Annotated in this window: 18 protein-coding genes and 1 pseudogene; 8 read left to right on the top strand and 11 right to left on the bottom strand. The window is 52.6% G+C overall.

All coding sequences use genetic code 11. From position 1 onward, the window contains the following. The first annotated feature begins 47 nt into the window (after nt 1–47). Nucleotides 48–1,145: an SDR family oxidoreductase gene (locus V7787_RS02955; RefSeq protein WP_064492606.1), complete on the top strand. Its 1,098-nt coding sequence runs from the start codon at nt 48–50 to the stop codon at nt 1,143–1,145. Nucleotides 1,146–1,255: 110 nt separating this feature from the next. Here the strand turns inward: V7787_RS02955 and V7787_RS02950 are convergent, their stop codons facing one another. The 4 genes from V7787_RS02950 to V7787_RS02935 form a co-directional block, all read right to left on the bottom strand. Beyond that, nucleotides 1,256–1,555 (bottom strand): hypothetical protein, encoded by a 300-nt coding sequence (locus tag V7787_RS02950; RefSeq protein ID WP_064492607.1) that lies wholly within the window; start codon nt 1,553–1,555, stop codon nt 1,256–1,258. A gap of 179 nt (nt 1,556–1,734) precedes the next feature. Further along, complete coding sequence (locus tag V7787_RS02945) at nt 1,735–2,856, bottom strand: DmpA family aminopeptidase (protein WP_049587969.1); 1,122 nt, start codon at nt 2,854–2,856, stop codon at nt 1,735–1,737. An 85-nt stretch (nt 2,857–2,941) separates the two neighbouring features. Continuing rightward, complete coding sequence (locus tag V7787_RS02940; RefSeq protein ID WP_064492608.1) at nt 2,942–4,051, bottom strand: polyamine ABC transporter substrate-binding protein; 1,110 nt, start codon at nt 4,049–4,051, stop codon at nt 2,942–2,944. 140 nt (nt 4,052–4,191) lie between these two features. Next, nucleotides 4,192–5,007, bottom strand: a complete 816-nt coding sequence (locus tag V7787_RS02935; protein ID WP_064492609.1) for a carbon-nitrogen hydrolase family protein — start codon at nt 5,005–5,007, stop codon at nt 4,192–4,194. A gap of 120 nt (nt 5,008–5,127) precedes the next feature. Between V7787_RS02935 and V7787_RS02930 the strand changes: the two genes are divergently transcribed. Then, entirely contained in the window at nt 5,128–5,925 is a 798-nt protein-coding gene (locus tag V7787_RS02930) for a helix-turn-helix transcriptional regulator (protein WP_064492610.1), read from the top strand. A 306-nt stretch (nt 5,926–6,231) separates the two neighbouring features. Then, a pseudogene (locus V7787_RS53015) lies at nt 6,232–6,375 on the top strand (integrase); the annotation flags it as partial. 1,198 nt (nt 6,376–7,573) lie between these two features. Here V7787_RS53015 and V7787_RS02925 read toward each other — a convergent pair. From V7787_RS02925 to V7787_RS02905, 5 genes are all read right to left on the bottom strand, one after another. Further along, a complete protein-coding gene (locus V7787_RS02925; RefSeq protein ID WP_336085472.1) occupies nt 7,574–8,074 on the bottom strand; it encodes a DUF4468 domain-containing protein in 501 nt (166 codons plus the stop codon). 301 nt (nt 8,075–8,375) lie between these two features. Next, on the bottom strand, nt 8,376–8,678 hold the full coding sequence (locus V7787_RS02920) for a hypothetical protein (protein WP_336085503.1): 303 nt from the start codon (nt 8,676–8,678) through the stop codon (nt 8,376–8,378). Next, nucleotides 8,675–8,968, bottom strand: coding sequence for a hypothetical protein (locus V7787_RS02915; protein WP_336085471.1), 294 nt, complete (start codon nt 8,966–8,968; stop codon nt 8,675–8,677). The genes V7787_RS02920 and V7787_RS02915 overlap by 4 nt, the downstream gene beginning before the upstream one ends. Nucleotides 8,969–9,041: 73 nt before the next feature. Then, nucleotides 9,042–9,266 carry a hypothetical protein gene (locus tag V7787_RS02910; RefSeq protein ID WP_336085469.1) on the bottom strand — a complete coding sequence of 75 codons (225 nt, stop codon included), beginning with the start codon at nt 9,264–9,266 and terminating at the stop codon, nt 9,042–9,044. 13 nt (nt 9,267–9,279) lie between these two features. Further along, nucleotides 9,280–9,531, bottom strand: a complete 252-nt coding sequence (locus V7787_RS02905) for a DUF2514 family protein (RefSeq protein WP_336085467.1) — start codon at nt 9,529–9,531, stop codon at nt 9,280–9,282. 301 nt (nt 9,532–9,832) lie between these two features. On the opposite strand from V7787_RS02905, the gene V7787_RS02900 reads away from it, so the two are divergent. The 5 genes from V7787_RS02900 to V7787_RS02880 all read left to right on the top strand — a co-directional run bounded on the left by V7787_RS02900 (nt 9,833) and on the right by V7787_RS02880 (nt 14,587). Next, nucleotides 9,833–11,530 (top strand): hypothetical protein, encoded by a 1,698-nt coding sequence (locus V7787_RS02900; protein ID WP_336085464.1) that lies wholly within the window; start codon nt 9,833–9,835, stop codon nt 11,528–11,530. Further along, the gene (locus V7787_RS02895) at nt 11,527–11,904 is read left to right on the top strand and encodes an HAD-IIIC family phosphatase (RefSeq protein WP_336085462.1); all 378 of its coding nucleotides are present in this window, start codon (nt 11,527–11,529) and stop codon (nt 11,902–11,904) included. Before V7787_RS02900 ends, V7787_RS02895 begins: the two co-directional genes overlap by 4 nt. Next, on the top strand, nt 11,901–13,460 hold the full coding sequence (locus V7787_RS02890; RefSeq protein WP_336085461.1) for a hypothetical protein: 1,560 nt from the start codon (nt 11,901–11,903) through the stop codon (nt 13,458–13,460). Before V7787_RS02895 ends, V7787_RS02890 begins: the two co-directional genes overlap by 4 nt. Further along, entirely contained in the window at nt 13,461–14,183 is a 723-nt protein-coding gene (locus V7787_RS02885; RefSeq protein WP_336085459.1) for a glycosyltransferase family 2 protein, read from the top strand. It begins immediately after the preceding gene. A gap of 77 nt (nt 14,184–14,260) precedes the next feature. Then, entirely contained in the window at nt 14,261–14,587 is a 327-nt protein-coding gene (locus tag V7787_RS02880; RefSeq protein WP_336085457.1) for a hypothetical protein, read from the top strand. 238 nt (nt 14,588–14,825) lie between these two features. Here the strand turns inward: V7787_RS02880 and V7787_RS02875 are convergent, their stop codons facing one another. Then, nucleotides 14,826–15,398, bottom strand: a complete 573-nt coding sequence (locus V7787_RS02875) for a lysis system i-spanin subunit Rz (protein WP_336085455.1) — start codon at nt 15,396–15,398, stop codon at nt 14,826–14,828. After that, nucleotides 15,395–15,847: a structural protein P5 gene (locus tag V7787_RS02870; protein WP_336085501.1), complete on the bottom strand. Its 453-nt coding sequence runs from the start codon at nt 15,845–15,847 to the stop codon at nt 15,395–15,397. The genes V7787_RS02875 and V7787_RS02870 overlap by 4 nt, the downstream gene beginning before the upstream one ends. Nucleotides 15,848–15,863: the final 16 nt, after the last annotated feature.

Genomic DNA, 15,863 nt, shown 5'->3' with positions numbered 1-15,863 from the left:
GGCTCTACACCTTAGCCTGCGCCCATCATTCAAACAAGGGTTCAAACATGAGTGTGGAGTGCTTTGTCACCGGCGGCAGCGGCTTTGTGGGGCAACATTTGCTGGCCGGTCTTACTGCGCAAGGGCACAAGACCTGGGTGCTGATGCGCAGCCCCGGTAACATCGAACGCCTCAAGGAGCAGGTAGGCCAACTAGGGGGTAACCCTGAGTATATCCATGCCGTTGAAGGCGATATCAGCCAGGAGGGGCTTGGCCTCAGCGAAGCAGACAAAGAACGCGTCACTTCGGCCGCTGTATTTTTCCATCTCGCGGCGCAATTTTCCTGGGGGCTGACACCGGAGCGCGCCCGCACAGTCAATGTCCAAGGTGCTCTGAGAGTGGCCAGGCTTGCGGCCAGCCAGCGCATCCGATTGCTCATGGTAGGCGGCTTCATGCTGCAAAACCTCAACCACCTTGCCAGTATCGGGGTGGATATTCAGTGCCCTGAAAACACAAACTGGCCCGCAGTCTACGCCCGCGTAGGTGGCTACGAAGGCAGCAAACTCGAGTCCCATTTTGCAGTCATCCGCTATATGCAAGACGCGGATGCGGATTACACGATTGTTCACCCTGCTACGGTGTGCGGCCACAGCGAGAACGGGCATATCCTGGACGGACAACCGCTTGCCGAACTCATTCGCAATCTGGCACAAGGCCGATTTAAAGCTATTCCCGGTTCCGCCAGTCACTGGTTGCCATTGGTCAGCGTCGATTATCTGGTGAACATGATAACTTGCGTGGCGTTCGACCCCTCCATGGCCAACCGGCAAGTTCTGGCGCTGTATGAGCGAACACCGAACTTGCAGGGAATGCTTGGGCAGATCGCAGACACGCTAAAGGTCAAGGCACCCCGCCTCCATATACCCATAGGGTTGCTCAGGTCGATATTGACGATTCCGGGACTGGCGACCCGCTTGGCGATCAGCGCCGAGTCATTGAACTTTATTCAGACGCAGCGCTTCGACATGGGAAACAGCAGGCAATTGGAGCGCAAGTACCAGTTTACGCATCCCGACATGACACAAGCCCTGGAAAACACGGTGCGCTATGTCAACGGCTCCTTGATGAAAAAATCCAAAAGTGAGGGCGCTGGCCAGCGAGGATGACGGGCCAGGCTGATGATGGCCACTCTGTCGGATAGCTGGAAGTGTGGCGACGCAGGCATTTCACGCGCTGCCTCTTCGCTGATGACAGTAAGTCGCTGCGCGCCTGGCCGCTATTTCGAGGCAGCCAGAAAGCCTGCGGCAGCCGCACCTTCAGCGGCGACACGCCGGGCCCGGCCAACGCCCCACGCCAGCGCCCTGGTCATCGACTCGCCAGGGCGAGAATCGAAGGCCTCTTCAAGGATAGCCATGCCACCAGGGGCATACACCCCGATGAACATCTGCGTTTTGCCTGTCCGCGACAGCCGCGTCTGAACGTCAATGTATGTCCCATCGTCGAGTGTCTCGTCGTGAGTTCGGTGATGAAGCGTCGGGTCAGCCCAGGCCCAGAAAACATCACCGCGTATTCTCATGAGACGCTCCTACGACTTTAGTTGTAGTCAGGTGGTTTATTGCCACCATAGCGAACGTGCAGTTTTACGCAAATTCGTCTGACTCATCTGTGAGCTGAATCGGACAATCGGCTATTCAGCAGCCCCGCCAAAGACTCAACGCTTGTCGTGAAGCTCCGGGGGCCATGCGAAGAGATCAGTTAACCATTCGCCGCTCCCGGCCAGCCGGCTTGATGCAAGGCTTTGAGCAGCGTCTCACAATCCAGTCCCGGTACTGCATGGCCGTTGCCTTCGGCGGTGTCAGCGGCTAGTAAGGCGTTGATGATGGCTTCTTCCACCGCTTCGGTGGCGGCAAGAAACAACTCGCTGATATGGTCGTTGTTGACCATGCTAAGGTTGTCGGTGGTCGGCGCGCGCTTACTTTCGTAAGCTGCCGGCGGCACATGATTACCGGTGGAGAAGGCGATGAAAATGTCACCGCTGTGGTCTTCGTTACCACCACCGGTGCGGGCGAGACCGATGCTGGCGCGTTGTGCCAGGCGCGTACATTGGTGTGGCAGCAACGGCGCATCGGTGGCCAGGCAAACGACTATCGAACCCATGCCCGGGTGCGGCAGCGAAGCCTTAAGGAACGGGGAGTCAGCCTGTTCCATGTAGCGTCCCACCGGATAGCCGTCGACGCGCAGTTCGTTACGGATGCCGTGGTTCGCCTGGACAATGGCGCCAACAGTCCAACTGCCCTGAGTGCTACTCAGGCGCCGCGATGCAGTGCCGATACCGCCCTTGAATTCGTGGCAGATCATGCCGCTGCCACCACCGACCGCGCCCTCGATAACGGGCCCAATTACAGCATTACTCAGGGCTTCGGCCACATGCTCGTGCTTCACATGAAAACCGTTGATGTCGTTGAGCAGCCCGTCATAGGTCTCCAGCACCACCGGCATGTTCCAGTAGATACGGCCGTCATCCGGTTGTTGTTCACGGTCCAGCACAATCAGTGCATCGCGCACCACACCCAGGCTGTGGGTGTTGGTGAAGGCGATGGGACTGGTCAAAAGACCCGCTTCGCGAATCCACTCCAGACCGGTTGCGTCGCCGTTGCCGTTCAACACATGGACGCCGGCAAAGCACGGTTGCTGGCTGGTGGAACCGACACGCGGCTCGATGATTGTTACCCCAGTCAGGATGTCGCGGCCGTTGGCGGTGCGTCCTCGCACATTGCTGTGACCGACCCGAACGCCCGGCACATCGGTGATGGCGTTGAGGGGACCGGGTTGCAGTTGGCCGAACTGAATATTCAGGTCACGGGCACGTGGCTTCATCGTGTCTTTCATGATCTCTCGCTCTTGTTTTGGTTTGTTTCATGACTGGGGTTTGGTCAATCATCAGCAGAACCGGGTCTGCCAATTAATTGCCGGTCTTGACTGTGTTCCACGCACGGGTCCGAATGCGCTCCAGCTTCAGCGGCAGTGGCTCCAGGGGGAAAAGCGTGGACAGCACATCCTTGGACGGATATACCCCAGGATTGTCGCGGATCTTCTTCTCTACAAGCGCAGTGGCATCCTTGTTCGCGTTCGGATAGCTCAGGTAGTTGGATGACTCAGCAATGACATCGGGGCGCAACATGTAGTTGATGAAGGCCAACCCTTGCTCCGGGTTCGGCGCATCGTTGAGCTGCACCATACTTTCCACCCACACCGGGGCACCTTCGCGTGGAATGCTGTAGACAAGGTTTCGATGGTTGCCAGCCAACTCGGAGGCTTTCTGCGCGTCGGAGACACCGCCCGCCCAGCCCAGCACGACGCAGACGTTGCCATTGGCGAGATCAGAGATGAACTTGGAAGAATCGAAGTAGGCAATATGGGGGCGCAGCTTCAGCAGCAGTTCCTGAGCTTTTTTGTAATCGTCCGGGTTATGGCTGTTGTATGGCAGTCCAAGGTAGTGCAGTGCGATGGGAATAACCTCGCCAGGCGCGTCCAGCATGGCCACACCGCATTGACGGAGTTTGGCTAGATTTTCTTCCTTGAAAATCAAGTCCCAGGAATTGACTGGCGCATCGGGGCCGAGTAGTGACTTAACCTTGTCCGCGTCATAGCCGATGCCAGTGGTCCCCCACAAATAAGGGGCCGCGTAGCTGTTTCCGGGATCATTGCTCTGCAACTTGGCGAGGACGTCGGGATCGAGATGGGACCAGTTGGGTAACTTGGAGCGATCCAGTCTTTTCAGCACGCCGGCTTTGATCAGGTTCGGTAGCAGGTCGGCACTGGCAACCACAACGTCATAACCACTGCGGCCAGCCATCAGTTTGCTTTGCATGACCTCACTGTTGTCGAACACGTCGTACACCGCGCTGACGCCTGCTTCTTTCTGGAAGTCTTTCACCGTGTTCGGGGCAATGTAGTCATACCAGTTGTAGATATGGACACTTGGCTTTTGAGCGTCACCGGCCTCGGCGCAAACCACGCCAAAACTGAACAGAGAGACCAGCGCGAATTGCATGTAACGAATCCGTTTCATGGGGATGCTCCGGAGCGTTAGCGCTGAGTCCAGAGACACGAGCACTGCTCCTGCTAGTTTGTGAATTACTGTTGTGGCAGGGTCGAAACAGGCGTTAAGACGGAACAATCGTTGTGTTGCAGTTGCGCCCCACAACTGATTCAGGGGATCAGGAGTTCACGTCGACTATCATCATGCTCACTCTGCTCGCCGGTCAGGAACAAGCGGCGGTCACTGAGGTAGTCATATTCGTGGCGGGCGGTGCGCAGCAGGCCGAGATCTAATTCCACCACCTGCCGACACTCTGCGCGGCCCGCTTCGAACAGCGTGCGCCCGAAGGGATCGATAGCGGCGCTGCCGCCGGCAAAAACGAGCCCTTCGTCGCCGTCGCCCACCCGATTGACCATCACCGCGAATGCCTGGTTTTCCTGAGCGCGAGCCATGATTGCAGTGCGGTGGACAGGGCCGTAAGGATCCATGTTACCGTTAGTGACCAATATGAGCTCGGCGCCGAGTTGGCCGAGCGCCCGAGCACTTTCCGGAAACTCAATGTCGTAGCAAATCAGGATACCGACACGGATGCCCTTCCACAGTGCGGTGACATAGCGGTCTCCTTGTTGGAACAATCCGCGCTCCGACGGCCAAAGGTGAGTTTTGCGATAACTCAATGCGATCCCTTGCGGGGTGACCAGCAAGGAGGTGTTGTAAACGGTGCCGGAGTCGTTCTCAGCCAGACCAATCACCGCTGAGACGTTTCGTTCGTGTACGGCGCGTTGCACGGCCTGCACACTCGGCCCGTTAACGGGCTCGGCGATTTCGGCGAGCTGTTGGGCGCTGGCAAATCCCATCAGCTGGGTCTCTGGGAAAATCAGCAGATCGGTATCCACGGCGCAGGTAGCGATGGCCTGCAATGTACGTTCCAGGTTATAAGCGGTATCGCCATCGCGACCGGAGAGTTGTACAAGTTCAATCTTCATCGGTGATCCTTTCACGTGTATGTTGGCTCAATCGCCAAACTGAACAGCACCCGCCAGGGCTGAAACGAAGTATGGAGAGCCATAAAACGGAAAGTAATTACTTCGATGGGGTAACCCCGTATGGGTAGAAACGGGAGCATTACACTGCAGGACATGGCCTGGCACCAGGCCATCGGCAGACTAATCGAGGCACTTGACCGCCCTAATTTCTGGCTGGCTCTGGTGCGTCAACTGGATAGATACATTCCGGTAGACAGTTGGGTCGTACTGATATTCAGCAATGGTCGCCCGCAGGTGCTCGCAGAATGCCCAGGCAAGGATGGCGGGCCAGATCCGCTTTTTCAGGACTACCTCAAAGGCCTGTATCTGCTCGACCCCTTTTATCTCGCCAACCGGGAAGCACCGCAGAGCGGTTTGTTTTGGCTAGCCGACGTGGCGCCGGAGTGCTTCGAGCAAACCGACTATTACCAACGCTACTTCCGCCTCAATGTCGTTGCCGACGAAGCACATATCAACGTCCAGCTCGACACGGAGCGCACCCTCAGCCTCTCGCTGGGAAGTGAGTGTCTCTTCAGTGCAGAGCAGACCGCCCTACTCACTCTCATCCAGTCCTGGGTTGCCGCCCTGATGCGTCAGCGCATGGCATTCGAGCGGGAAGCGCTGGAGCAGAACACGTCGTCGGCACCCAGCTGGCAGAGCTGGCTGGACTCTACTGACCAGCAGTTGGATACGCCGCTTTCCGCCCGTGAACTGGAAGTTGGCCGGCTTATGCTTAGCGGCTGCTCGAACAAGGAGATCGCGCGCAAGCTGGCGATTTCCGCAGAGACTGTGAAGGTCCATCGCAAGCACATGTACAGCAAACTCGGCATTAAATCTCAGTCCGAGCTGTTCTCATTATTTTTGAACGCACAGAACTGAACTCGTTTTCTCATGATGGCTTCAAGTTCTAAGACAATCGGCCTCGTTGCGCTCCACAGGCCCGGCGGCGCAACTCAATGTTGGCCAGGCGCCGGGCCTGGTAAGGGCCGCTGACGTAGGAGAACGACAGGGTTTCTGCCGCCTCACCACGCTCAGCAATCACCCAATCACTGATCGAAACCTCGGGGTAAGACCGGTAAGCGACTGAGGATCGTCCTGGAAATGAAAGGAGTGAGGAACAACCTAAGCCTGCTGCTCGATAAGGTCACGCGACACACCAGCCAGCACCTTTCGCCGTTCTTCATCCAGTTCCGCGATATCCGACCGAAGGCCGCATCAGAGATCAACGACCTTAGCGAGGCAAGCGTACTGCCGGGCCACTCGAAAGAGGGAATTACTGAGCATGATTACCGGCGCGTCGGACCTATCGCAAAGCCCTCGAAAGGCTGAAGTTTCAGAACTCCACCCCGAAAGTTTCGGAACTCGTGGCTTTTTTCGACCCTCAAAGAAAAACCCCGCAGACGTTAATCTGCGGGGCTTTCGAATGGTGGAGGCCGAGGTCGGAATCGAACCGGCGTAGACGGATTTGCAATCCGATACAAGAATCGCCGATTCATGCGGGCTGGGCGTAAAAAGCAGTTCCAAAACGAAGCAGGATTTGCCCAGCTGTAACCCGCACCCTACAAGGGTCGCCCTTTTAGTTTTGGAACTGATCTTGAGGCCCCTTTCACCCTCCTTCCAGTGCCGCATCAACAGCGCTGAATCGAACCTCGGAACTCCCTCTCCACGACTTGGGTTCACCCGTTCCAAACACTGGGACTGATCTACACCGCTAACATCACCATGCGGTTTTTTAGTGGTGTTTGGCGGTGGCAGAGGGCTGATTTTACTGGGCGAAACGCCCCTCCTCCACCCCTTATTCCCGTATCAGTGGTATCAGAATTGGTATCACCAAGTACCTGCCGCTGACTGTCTGCTATCACCCCATTGCAACAATTCGAGGACCATCGAGCCCCCCCTGCAAGAACCGAAGCTACTAGGTTGACCGATTGATCTCGCGACGTACCTCTCGTACAGATCGCTGACCTTTCTTGTACAAGCCACGAACGCTTCCATCCAGCGAGGCGCAGCGGACAGCAAAGTCAAGGTTCATAACCATATGGACCATTGTTACTTCATCGACTTCCTCGCTTGCGTCCAACGTGTTTCCACCTGCTCCTCCAGGGGAGATCCTATAGGCTACCAGGCCGGTACTCCTATTTTTCATCCGCACAGGGAAGACTTCAATGCCGTTGTTAAGAACGAAACGAAACGCTCGGGAAAAACGATCCTGATCATTGGCCATGGATGACTATTACTCGGAGAAGTGGTAAGAAAAGGTAGCGAATCCACGTGCTTTCAGGGAGGGCAAACTCCATAGGTTTCGGGCTGAAAGTACTCTGCCGCAACGAACCTGCGTCAAGGCGGCCTATTCTTCGTAGTGCACTGCCGCCTAGTGCAAGGTCTTCAAAGCGGTTTCAAGACCGGGGCCCGAGTGACCTATCCATGCAGGGTCGGCGGCAAACTCGATTCAGACACTGCCCCCTCATTCCCCAATCCGCTAGTAAAGACACGGTATCGCTTCAGGTGATTTACGTTTCGAGCTCGACTAAAAATCCTTCAGCTTATCGATCGTGGAGCGACCTTCAAGAGCTTCCCCAAGCTGTTTAGCTGTGGCATTCAAATTACTAACCACCTCAGGATAACCCTGCTTCGACGGCTCTTTCCAACCACATTCAGGCGTTGACTGCAGCGCCTTATTTATAGTCAATTGAAGCCTAGCCCTCTCATCTTTCGCAATAAAACTGATGTCATAACCGGACACACACGAGACAGCTACCATTCCAGTATTCATCTGCCACACGGTTACCGCTTTCGCAATTATCAGTCCTTCGCTCTTGTCCTCTACACGCCCAATCGCCTTAGAGTCCCCGTAGGCAGTTGCCAAATAATTTCTAGCATTTTTAAAAAGTTCACCCTTTGTCTTACCCGGAACTTTATAGTCATAAATGAACTCACGTTGCTCATTTGTCAATGGCTGAAACGCCGTATCATTTATACAGCCAACGAGACTACAAGCAGTTAAAGCACCTAGAATAACGTTTCTCAACTCACTTCCCTCGTAATGGCACAGTGCCCCAGATCGATTATTCAAGCTCGGTCACAATATTGCAACCCACCAGTCCATCGCCGAAGACGAGCGCGCAGACCGAGCGTAGAGCCAAATTGCGCGAAGGATGAGATCCTCCATGCCGTCTTCCGCTCTTCTAGTACGGAACAGTAGCGTTAGATTCGACCCTCAGTCCGCGCCACAAGCGGCCTGTGCATCTGACCTGCCTAATAAGGTTCGCCCAGTTTCAGCGACTTACACCCAGTAAAATCGAGAAGCTTTCGAGCAGTTTTAGACAGCATCAACACCCCCCAGGCGTTCTGCCTACGATGATCCGTCCTGGCTCGTCCCCACCCCATTTACTCGAAATCTCATAACTGAACAGGCCGATGTGATAGGCCTCTTCGAACTCCATCAGCGCCCAATAACGGGCGGCCTCTGACAGCTCCAGCATATCGACCAGGTTCTCCGAACTCACTTCACGCCGGCGGTGAGCGGCATAGGCCATTTCATCCAGCACAGCGGCGCGCCCATCTGGATCGGTTACCAAGGAAAATTGGTCATTCAGCTCATCCAACCAAGCTTTCGGTATCCCCCCCATCATTCTGCCCTGCACCACCAGGACTGCGCGTAGAGCACGCCGTCGACCTCCTCCACCCCGTTGATGTTCATGCCGAGCTGGGCCATGCCGTTAACCTTGGCATCGTGCAGCCGCGGGATGATGTCCGGCCCAGGCGACGGGTTGAACACCCAGGCCTGTGTCGATACCCGGCCCAGCGGCTCACTGCGGTGATCGCCAATGTGGATGTCGGCCCGAATTGGCGTGATCTTGCCGAGCTGATTCGTAGGGATGGCCACGCCATTCACGCGGCGGCGAACGAGGAGGAAGTACATAGAGCACCAATACTGTATGGATAAACAGTATCGTATAGGCGGACGCGGTCGCGGGCAATTGCCGATCAGCGGATCAGTGAAGAGGTGGCAAATCCTTGCCGCGAATCGCGGCAATCACCCGATGCTGGTAATCGGACACCACCTGGAACAGCGACTCGGCCAATAGGCGCAACCGCTCGATCTCTTCCGCCGGCGCGCCGCGATCCTGGGCCTTGTGATACTCCCGCATGGCGTCGATGGCCTGCTGAATCAGTGGCTCTCCCGCCTCAACCATCCCTATGAAGGTGCGCTTGTCCACTTCCCTGCCCCGATCACTTGATCAGGGCATTATAGGATGCCTCCCATAGATCACCTGCTATTCGGGCTTGGTCATAAGCTTTCGCCAGCCCTCCCGCTCGAGCATCAGCCCGTGTGAGCAGGTCGGAGAGCACCATGGCGGCGCGGGTGGCTGCCTCGCCTCTGGCGACAGCGGCGGTATCCGGGCCGGGACAACCGAAGGTGACAACGAGCTGGTCGGCGTCACTGCGCAACCGCTGTCCAGCAGCATCAGCAATGGCTCTCATGCCCTTTTAACCTAGCTTCTCGCTGAGCATCTGTCCTTAGATTTGCTCTTGGCGAGCAGACGCTAGCCAATCACTTTTGTCAGGTGATCGCCGCAGTCCAGCTGCCCTGATACCTTGGCTGCCTATGCAACCACAACCGACTGCCCCTGCGCGTTATGGCCACGATCTCTCTAGATGTGGTATGATCGAGGAATTTTAAGATTAAACTCAAACAACAAAAAACTAACCAACTACTTTAGTAAAACCAACTGGACACCACTTCGGCCATATGGCTGTTGAATTGGAATAACGGAATACCCCAATGGACGCGGCAAGATTCGATTCGACTGTACAAAGCTTTACTAACAACTGGGAATTCGAGCTACTACTAAGCCTTTATGAGCAGCATGCAGAGAATACAGAAAAACATTTGGAATTCTGTGTGCTTCTTGCTGACTTAGGTCTCCTTGAAAATCTTCACCTTTTCATTTGCAAGGCCGGCCTTTACAACTTGAAGAAGTTAGCCAGCGACCAGAACTCCAAATATGCAAAAAGTGGTAACGCTAAGATCCTTCTAGATATCTACGAGTCGGAAATCTTGCCTACCTTCGAACATCAGCCTGGAAAGGCAACTGGCATTGACCACGATTTATTAAGCCTTTCCCGCTACAAAGACACAACCGTTCTCGAAAACTATATACTATCCAAAAAGGATGACATTTTTCAGAGCGATCAAAACCCCAAAACACTGATGTATTTGACCTACGCCTTAAACCAATTATGGTCAAAATCCAAAGAAACCCACGCCAGCAAAATCACGCTTAGCAACTTCTCAAACTTCAAAAACCTGTCAGCGATTCGCAGGGCCTACATTACTAGAAATGTTTGCTTACGCATACTCACATGTGATGACAGCATTATTTTCCCACAACTTGGGCATAACGACCTTCAGAAACTCTTAGGCATCATCGCTGCTCAGAAGTCCAGGTACCGTGGCGCAGAGCGAGCATATGATTTAGTTTCTGACGTCGTCCGCAAACAGCTAGAAAAGCCAACCACTTCAAAAAAACTCGGCTGGGATATAAAACCGAGAGTCGCGGTTTGCATGTCCGGCATATATCGATGCGGCAGCTTAGCTATCGAAAGCATTTTCGAAAACATCATTAAGCCTTTAGATGCAGATGTATTTTTTCACTCTTGGACAGACATGCAAGACTGGCCAGGACTTGGTGGCGCAGGCGATGAGTGGGTGGTAAGAACTTTCAACAAAGAAATCCTCTCAAAATGCCCGCCAGCCATCCGTTCTAAAAAACAATTCAAGGCTAAGTTCCCAAAAACATTCGAAAAACTCGACACCCCTTCACTCTCAAAGTTCGAACCAGAAAAGCTACCATCTGAAATAGAATTTACGAAAGTTCTTTTAGATAACGAAGCAACTGTTTTCTCAGAGGCCGGAATAGACATAAGCAGTTTCCTTTCCTTAGGCTCCCCTAACCAAGCAAAGATGATATACGGCATCTATAAAGCACATGAACTGGCCGTAGAGCATGAAAAGGAAAATGGCTTCCGCTATGATTACATTATCAGATGCCGCCCAGATGTTTTTCTGCAGAATAAACTTACATTTGCCATCTTAGAGAATCTCAAATCTCACGATGTAGCAATGGAGTTTTCTAAAGAATGGGGACCTCAAGATCAATTCTGGTATGCCCAGCGAGCACCCGCACTTACTATGGCATCGCTTTGGTCTGCGTCCTTAGATAGTAAGAGCCTATCTCCTTTCCCTCTAATACCGTCTATGCGTGCCCACAATCTTATATTGGGCTGGATGACAGATAATCATCTGCAACCCGTCAACACTCCTATAAAGAGAGACATGAACCTAGTAAACAGCCAGGCTTTACCACCTGACTTTTCAGCGGCTTTGACTCATGACTTTACGAACGAAGCCAAAGAGCTTAGCCAGAGCCAAACAACACTCGAATTTTTCGCAGCCCTAAAGGAATTCAATAATAAATGAAACGCCTAATTATGGATTTGGATGATACAATTTGCTCAACCATAAATGGCGACTACAAGAACAGCACGCCGGATCTACATGTAATTCAAAAACTTCATGAATATCGCGAAATGGGCTTTACAATTGCCATTAGCACCAGCCGCAACATGCGCACCTATAATGGTGACATCGGGAAGATAAATGCAAACACTTTGCCCATCATCGTAGAATGGCTCAACAAACATCATGTCCCATATGATGAAATTATCATGGCTAAACCATGGTGCGGGATGGAAGGCTTTTACGTAGACGATAAGGCAATTCGCCCTTCCGAATTCAAGAGCAGAAGCTACGAAGAAATTCGAGAGCTTTTGAGCTTGGAGAAATCTGCATGATTTTGATTACTTCAGCAGCATATGTTGACGCCGAGTTTCAGGCGGAGTTTGGCAAGTTACCTCCCGCGTTTCTTCCAGTGGGAAACAAACGCCTATTTACACTCCAAGCCACAGCAATAAAAAAGGCTTACCCTGGTGAGAGAATCTGGCTTTCCATACCAGAAAGCCACGCTATATCTGTGCAAGACTCTCGCACTCTAGACAGCCTTGAAGTCAGCGTTCTGAAGGTTCCCGATGGGCTAAGTCTTGCCGACTCTATTCTTTTCTCTTTGAATGTTATCGGGGCAAATAATACCACCGTTCGAATTTTGCACGGCGACACCTACCTCCCCCAGATACCTGTCGGAGATAATCTGCTGGCGCTTGCCTCTACGCAAGATTACTACAACTGGGAAGTTGAAAAGTCTAACCCTAGCGACGAACTGGTTTGGTGCGGTTATTTTGCATTCTCTAACCCACAAAACCTAGTCAAGAATTTAACCATTTGTCGCGGAGACTTTGTAGGTGCTGTTCGCGGATACTCAGAGAGCTATCCTACAGAAAAAATTTTGTTAGACAACTGGTTTGACCTTGGGCACATCAACACTTTTTATAAGACAAGAGCAAAAATCACGACTCAACGTTCATTTAATGAACTAAAGATCACAGATACGCATGTATATAAAAGTGGAACTCCCCATCACAAGATCGTAGCGGAAGGCACTTGGTTCAAATCGCTACCAGTGAGTCTCAAAGGCTTTGTACCTCAGCTTATGGACCAAGGACTTAAGGATGGGAAGCCTTTCTACGTAATTGAATTTTTGTATCTTGCGCCACTAAACGAACTTTTCGTAAATGGTAACAACCCTAAGTTCTTCTGGAAAAAAATATTCCGCCACATCAAATCTTGGCTCCAGGCGTGCACCGAAAACTTCCCCCTAGAGCAACTGAACCATGTACAATCAGGCCGTCAAGACTTAATAGCAAGAAAGTCGGCAAAGCGTCTGATGTCTTTCTGCGACACCAAGAATTATAACATGCATCAAAACGTCATCCTGAATGGTAAGAAAATGCCATCTATAAGCGACGTAATGGAGCATTGCATCAGCTTGGCACTAGCTAAGCCAACGCTACCTGGCATACTTCACGGCGATCTTTGCTTTAGCAATATGCTTTATGACTCACGCGCAGACATGCTGAAGCTTATCGACCCCAGAGCCATCGACTTCAATGAGCAGTTTACGCTCTACGGGGACGTCGCCTATGACATCGCGAAAGCTAATCACTCGATTATTGGGCTATATGACTTCATAATAGCTGGCGCCTTTAGCGCCCAACAGATCGGGGATCTTAACTTCACATTTGAAATATTCAAAGATGACAGGATTGATAAGATCCAAAGCGATTATCTCGACGAGCAGCTTCTTCCAAATACTTTCGCGGCAGACTATATGCCGCTAACCATTCTCTTGTTCCTGTCTATGCTGCCACTGCATGCAGATAATGAGCATAGACAACTTGCACTGTTCGCCAATGCTTTCCGACTGTATGATCAATTCCTGCTTGAGGCTAACTAAATGTTTATTATTCCGATGGTTGGCAAGAGCAGCCGCTTCTTTAACGAAGGCTACGACCAGCCAAAATACAAGCTAACTATCAAAGATAAGTCCGTATTTGAGAGGTCGGTCCATTCCTTTGAGCGATACTTTGAAACTGACAAGTTTCTATTCCTCGTCAGATCAGACTTCAATGCTGCTGATTATGTGGAAAACAGCATTAAAAAGATGGGGATTCGTGATTACTTTATCGTAGAATTCACTGAAGAAACCCAAGGGCAAGCCGACACAGTATATCAAGGACTCTCGAAAGCGCGGAGCTTCTTCCGCCCCGAGGAGCCACTGTACATTTTCAACATTGACACCTTCAGACCAGGATTTAAAAAATCCGAAAAAAGCATTGATGCGGGCTACCTTGAAGTTTTTAAAGGTGAGGGCTCTCACTGGTCATTCGCACTTCCAGGACCTAACAACACCGTCGTCAAGACCACTGAAAAAGAACGAATCTCCGATCTTTGCAGCAACGGTCTTTACTACTTCAACTCCGCTGCCATCTACAACTCTGCATTCGAGCACAGCGTTAAAAACGACCTAAAAGCCAAAGGCGAATTTTATATTGCTCCGCTTTACAACTACCTGATCAGCAATAACTTAAAAGTCAGCTACGAACTAATTCCGTCTTCCGAGATAGTTTTTTGCGGAACACCTGACGAATACAGGGCTATCATTAACTCAACAATGTAAGCATGCAAGCATACGGCCATCTTACCGACTAGGTTAGCTGGCCTCCCCCCAAAAATCTTACCGAGCAAACCTTACACATGAACAGCCAGCCTTCAGTATCTGACATCACGCTAGAAGATCTTTACTACGACGACTACCGATCCACTAGTACAAATCCCCAAACAAATACGCGTACTTTTGATCGTATGAACGGCGTCGATGTCATTGATATGATAAGAGAAATCATCGCGACTCATGACTCTCTTACCCGTGATGATCGCTATCTGATTGAATGGATGATTAGAGAGAAGCTTCCCTCGAATATTACTGGGTACAACACAGTCCGTGCATGGGTCGGCGATGAGCATACAGGCCTAGCAGAATTGCTCCCGCTCCACTTCAGAAATCATCTTGCTCGAAAATAAGCCTCAGATTCCAGTCATTTTAATGGACTTTACATCTGATGAGGCGGTGGGCTAGTTGGCGTGTGCCAACCTCCAAGGAATGATTGGGAACGTGGTATACAAGCATTTTCTGTGCGGATAAAGAGACTTTAACCTCGCTGCGTTTTGTACACAACACAGAGACTACAGCTGGACTTGCAGGACATGGGGGGTTGAGCGGGCCGGGTTGAATGTTGATGCAGTTACCCGGCGCGCCTTTTCATCTGGTGACTTCGCGCACGTAGGCCTGGCAGGTCTTCAGTGCGATCAGTCCTCGGTCACCATCGTCGGTGATACCGATAATTCGTTGAGCATGCGCCGGGTCAAGTTGGAATCGAATGGCTCCATGATCCATGCCTCCGGTGCGGGCGGCTTCTCGCATCCCACTGTCACAACCCGGAGCGGCAAAGGCTCCGGCGTCGACAAGGACTGACAACCGCAAGTCAGCAGTAGCCAGCCTGTCACGCAGGCGATCTTGAGTCTGTTGTGCATCTTTCATTTCCTTCCAATGTATTTTGCCCTGCTCCTGCAGGCGATCCTCCAGGGCTCGTCGCTGGCTTTTCTGTTCTGTGAGCTGCTCAAGGGCTGCAGCTGCAGCCTCCTCACGTTCACGACCATGAGCCCGATCCTTATCCGCCAACTGCTTGACATAGCTGGCAGCCTGATCGGATAGTCGCTTGCCGTAGTCATTCGACTGCCATACCCAGGCACCTCGACCTCCTATCCAAAGGCCAACTGCCAGTGCCAGCAGGCCGAGCCGGGCGTTACGCGACGCAGCAGTTAGCACCGTCATGCCAAGGCCCGCCGGATGCCCTCATTGAACACCGCATCGGGATAGCGGTAGTTTGCGCACTCATGGGCAATGATTGCGCCGACAAACACCCGCAGGGTGCGCACGTCCTTGATGTTGATGACATCGTTAGCCTTGACGCCCAGCTTGGCGGTCACAGCCGCGATGTAAGCCTCGGTGTTGTTCTCGTTACCAGGCGCCCAGCGACTGATGGTTTCGCGCACCGTGTCGATACCAGGGCCGCCGACGCCCGGCTGACCGTCCTTGCCCCGGTAGTTGATCAGCAACTTACCCAAGGCGCGGATGCCGTTTTCATCCGAGTCGAACCGGGCAAAGCGCGGGTTGGCTACGCCCAGCTCCAGACCAAGCTGGCCGTTCCAGGCATTACGCGGGTTGAAGTCAATGTTTCCGGGGTTCCGGTTGCGAACGCCGCGAGGGAGTATTGCCGCCATATGCTTTTCTCCAGGC

The organism is Pseudomonas sp. CGJS7, from assembly GCF_036961695.1.
This window is presented reverse-complemented; position numbering and strand designations above follow the sequence as displayed.

Bases quoted from the DNA above. Each gene is read 5' to 3' on its own strand.
- V7787_RS02920 (WP_336085503.1), bottom strand. From the start codon at position 8,678: ATGATGGGGGGGATACCGAAAGCTTGGTTGGATGAGCTGAATGACCAA.
- V7787_RS02915 (WP_336085471.1), bottom strand. From the start codon at position 8,968: ATGTACTTCCTCCTCGTTCGCCGCCGCGTGAATGGCGTGGCCATCCCT.
- V7787_RS02870 (WP_336085501.1), bottom strand. From the start codon at position 15,847: ATGGCGGCAATACTCCCTCGCGGCGTTCGCAACCGGAACCCCGGAAAC.
- V7787_RS02875 (WP_336085455.1), bottom strand. From the start codon at position 15,398: ATGACGGTGCTAACTGCTGCGTCGCGTAACGCCCGGCTCGGCCTGCTG.
- V7787_RS02880 (WP_336085457.1), top strand. From the start codon at position 14,261: ATGAACAGCCAGCCTTCAGTATCTGACATCACGCTAGAAGATCTTTAC.
- V7787_RS02900 (WP_336085464.1), top strand. From the start codon at position 9,833: ATGGACGCGGCAAGATTCGATTCGACTGTACAAAGCTTTACTAACAAC.
- V7787_RS02885 (WP_336085459.1), top strand. From the start codon at position 13,461: ATGTTTATTATTCCGATGGTTGGCAAGAGCAGCCGCTTCTTTAACGAA.
- V7787_RS02935 (WP_064492609.1), bottom strand. From the start codon at position 5,007: ATGAAGATTGAACTTGTACAACTCTCCGGTCGCGATGGCGATACCGCT.
- V7787_RS02895 (WP_336085462.1), top strand. From the start codon at position 11,527: ATGAAACGCCTAATTATGGATTTGGATGATACAATTTGCTCAACCATA.
- V7787_RS02945 (WP_049587969.1), bottom strand. From the start codon at position 2,856: ATGAAGCCACGTGCCCGTGACCTGAATATTCAGTTCGGCCAACTGCAA.
- V7787_RS02890 (WP_336085461.1), top strand. From the start codon at position 11,901: ATGATTTTGATTACTTCAGCAGCATATGTTGACGCCGAGTTTCAGGCG.
- V7787_RS02940 (WP_064492608.1), bottom strand. From the start codon at position 4,051: ATGAAACGGATTCGTTACATGCAATTCGCGCTGGTCTCTCTGTTCAGT.
- V7787_RS02955 (WP_064492606.1), top strand. From the start codon at position 48: ATGAGTGTGGAGTGCTTTGTCACCGGCGGCAGCGGCTTTGTGGGGCAA.
- V7787_RS02950 (WP_064492607.1), bottom strand. From the start codon at position 1,555: ATGAGAATACGCGGTGATGTTTTCTGGGCCTGGGCTGACCCGACGCTT.
- V7787_RS02905 (WP_336085467.1), bottom strand. From the start codon at position 9,531: ATGAGAGCCATTGCTGATGCTGCTGGACAGCGGTTGCGCAGTGACGCC.
- V7787_RS02930 (WP_064492610.1), top strand. From the start codon at position 5,128: ATGGGTAGAAACGGGAGCATTACACTGCAGGACATGGCCTGGCACCAG.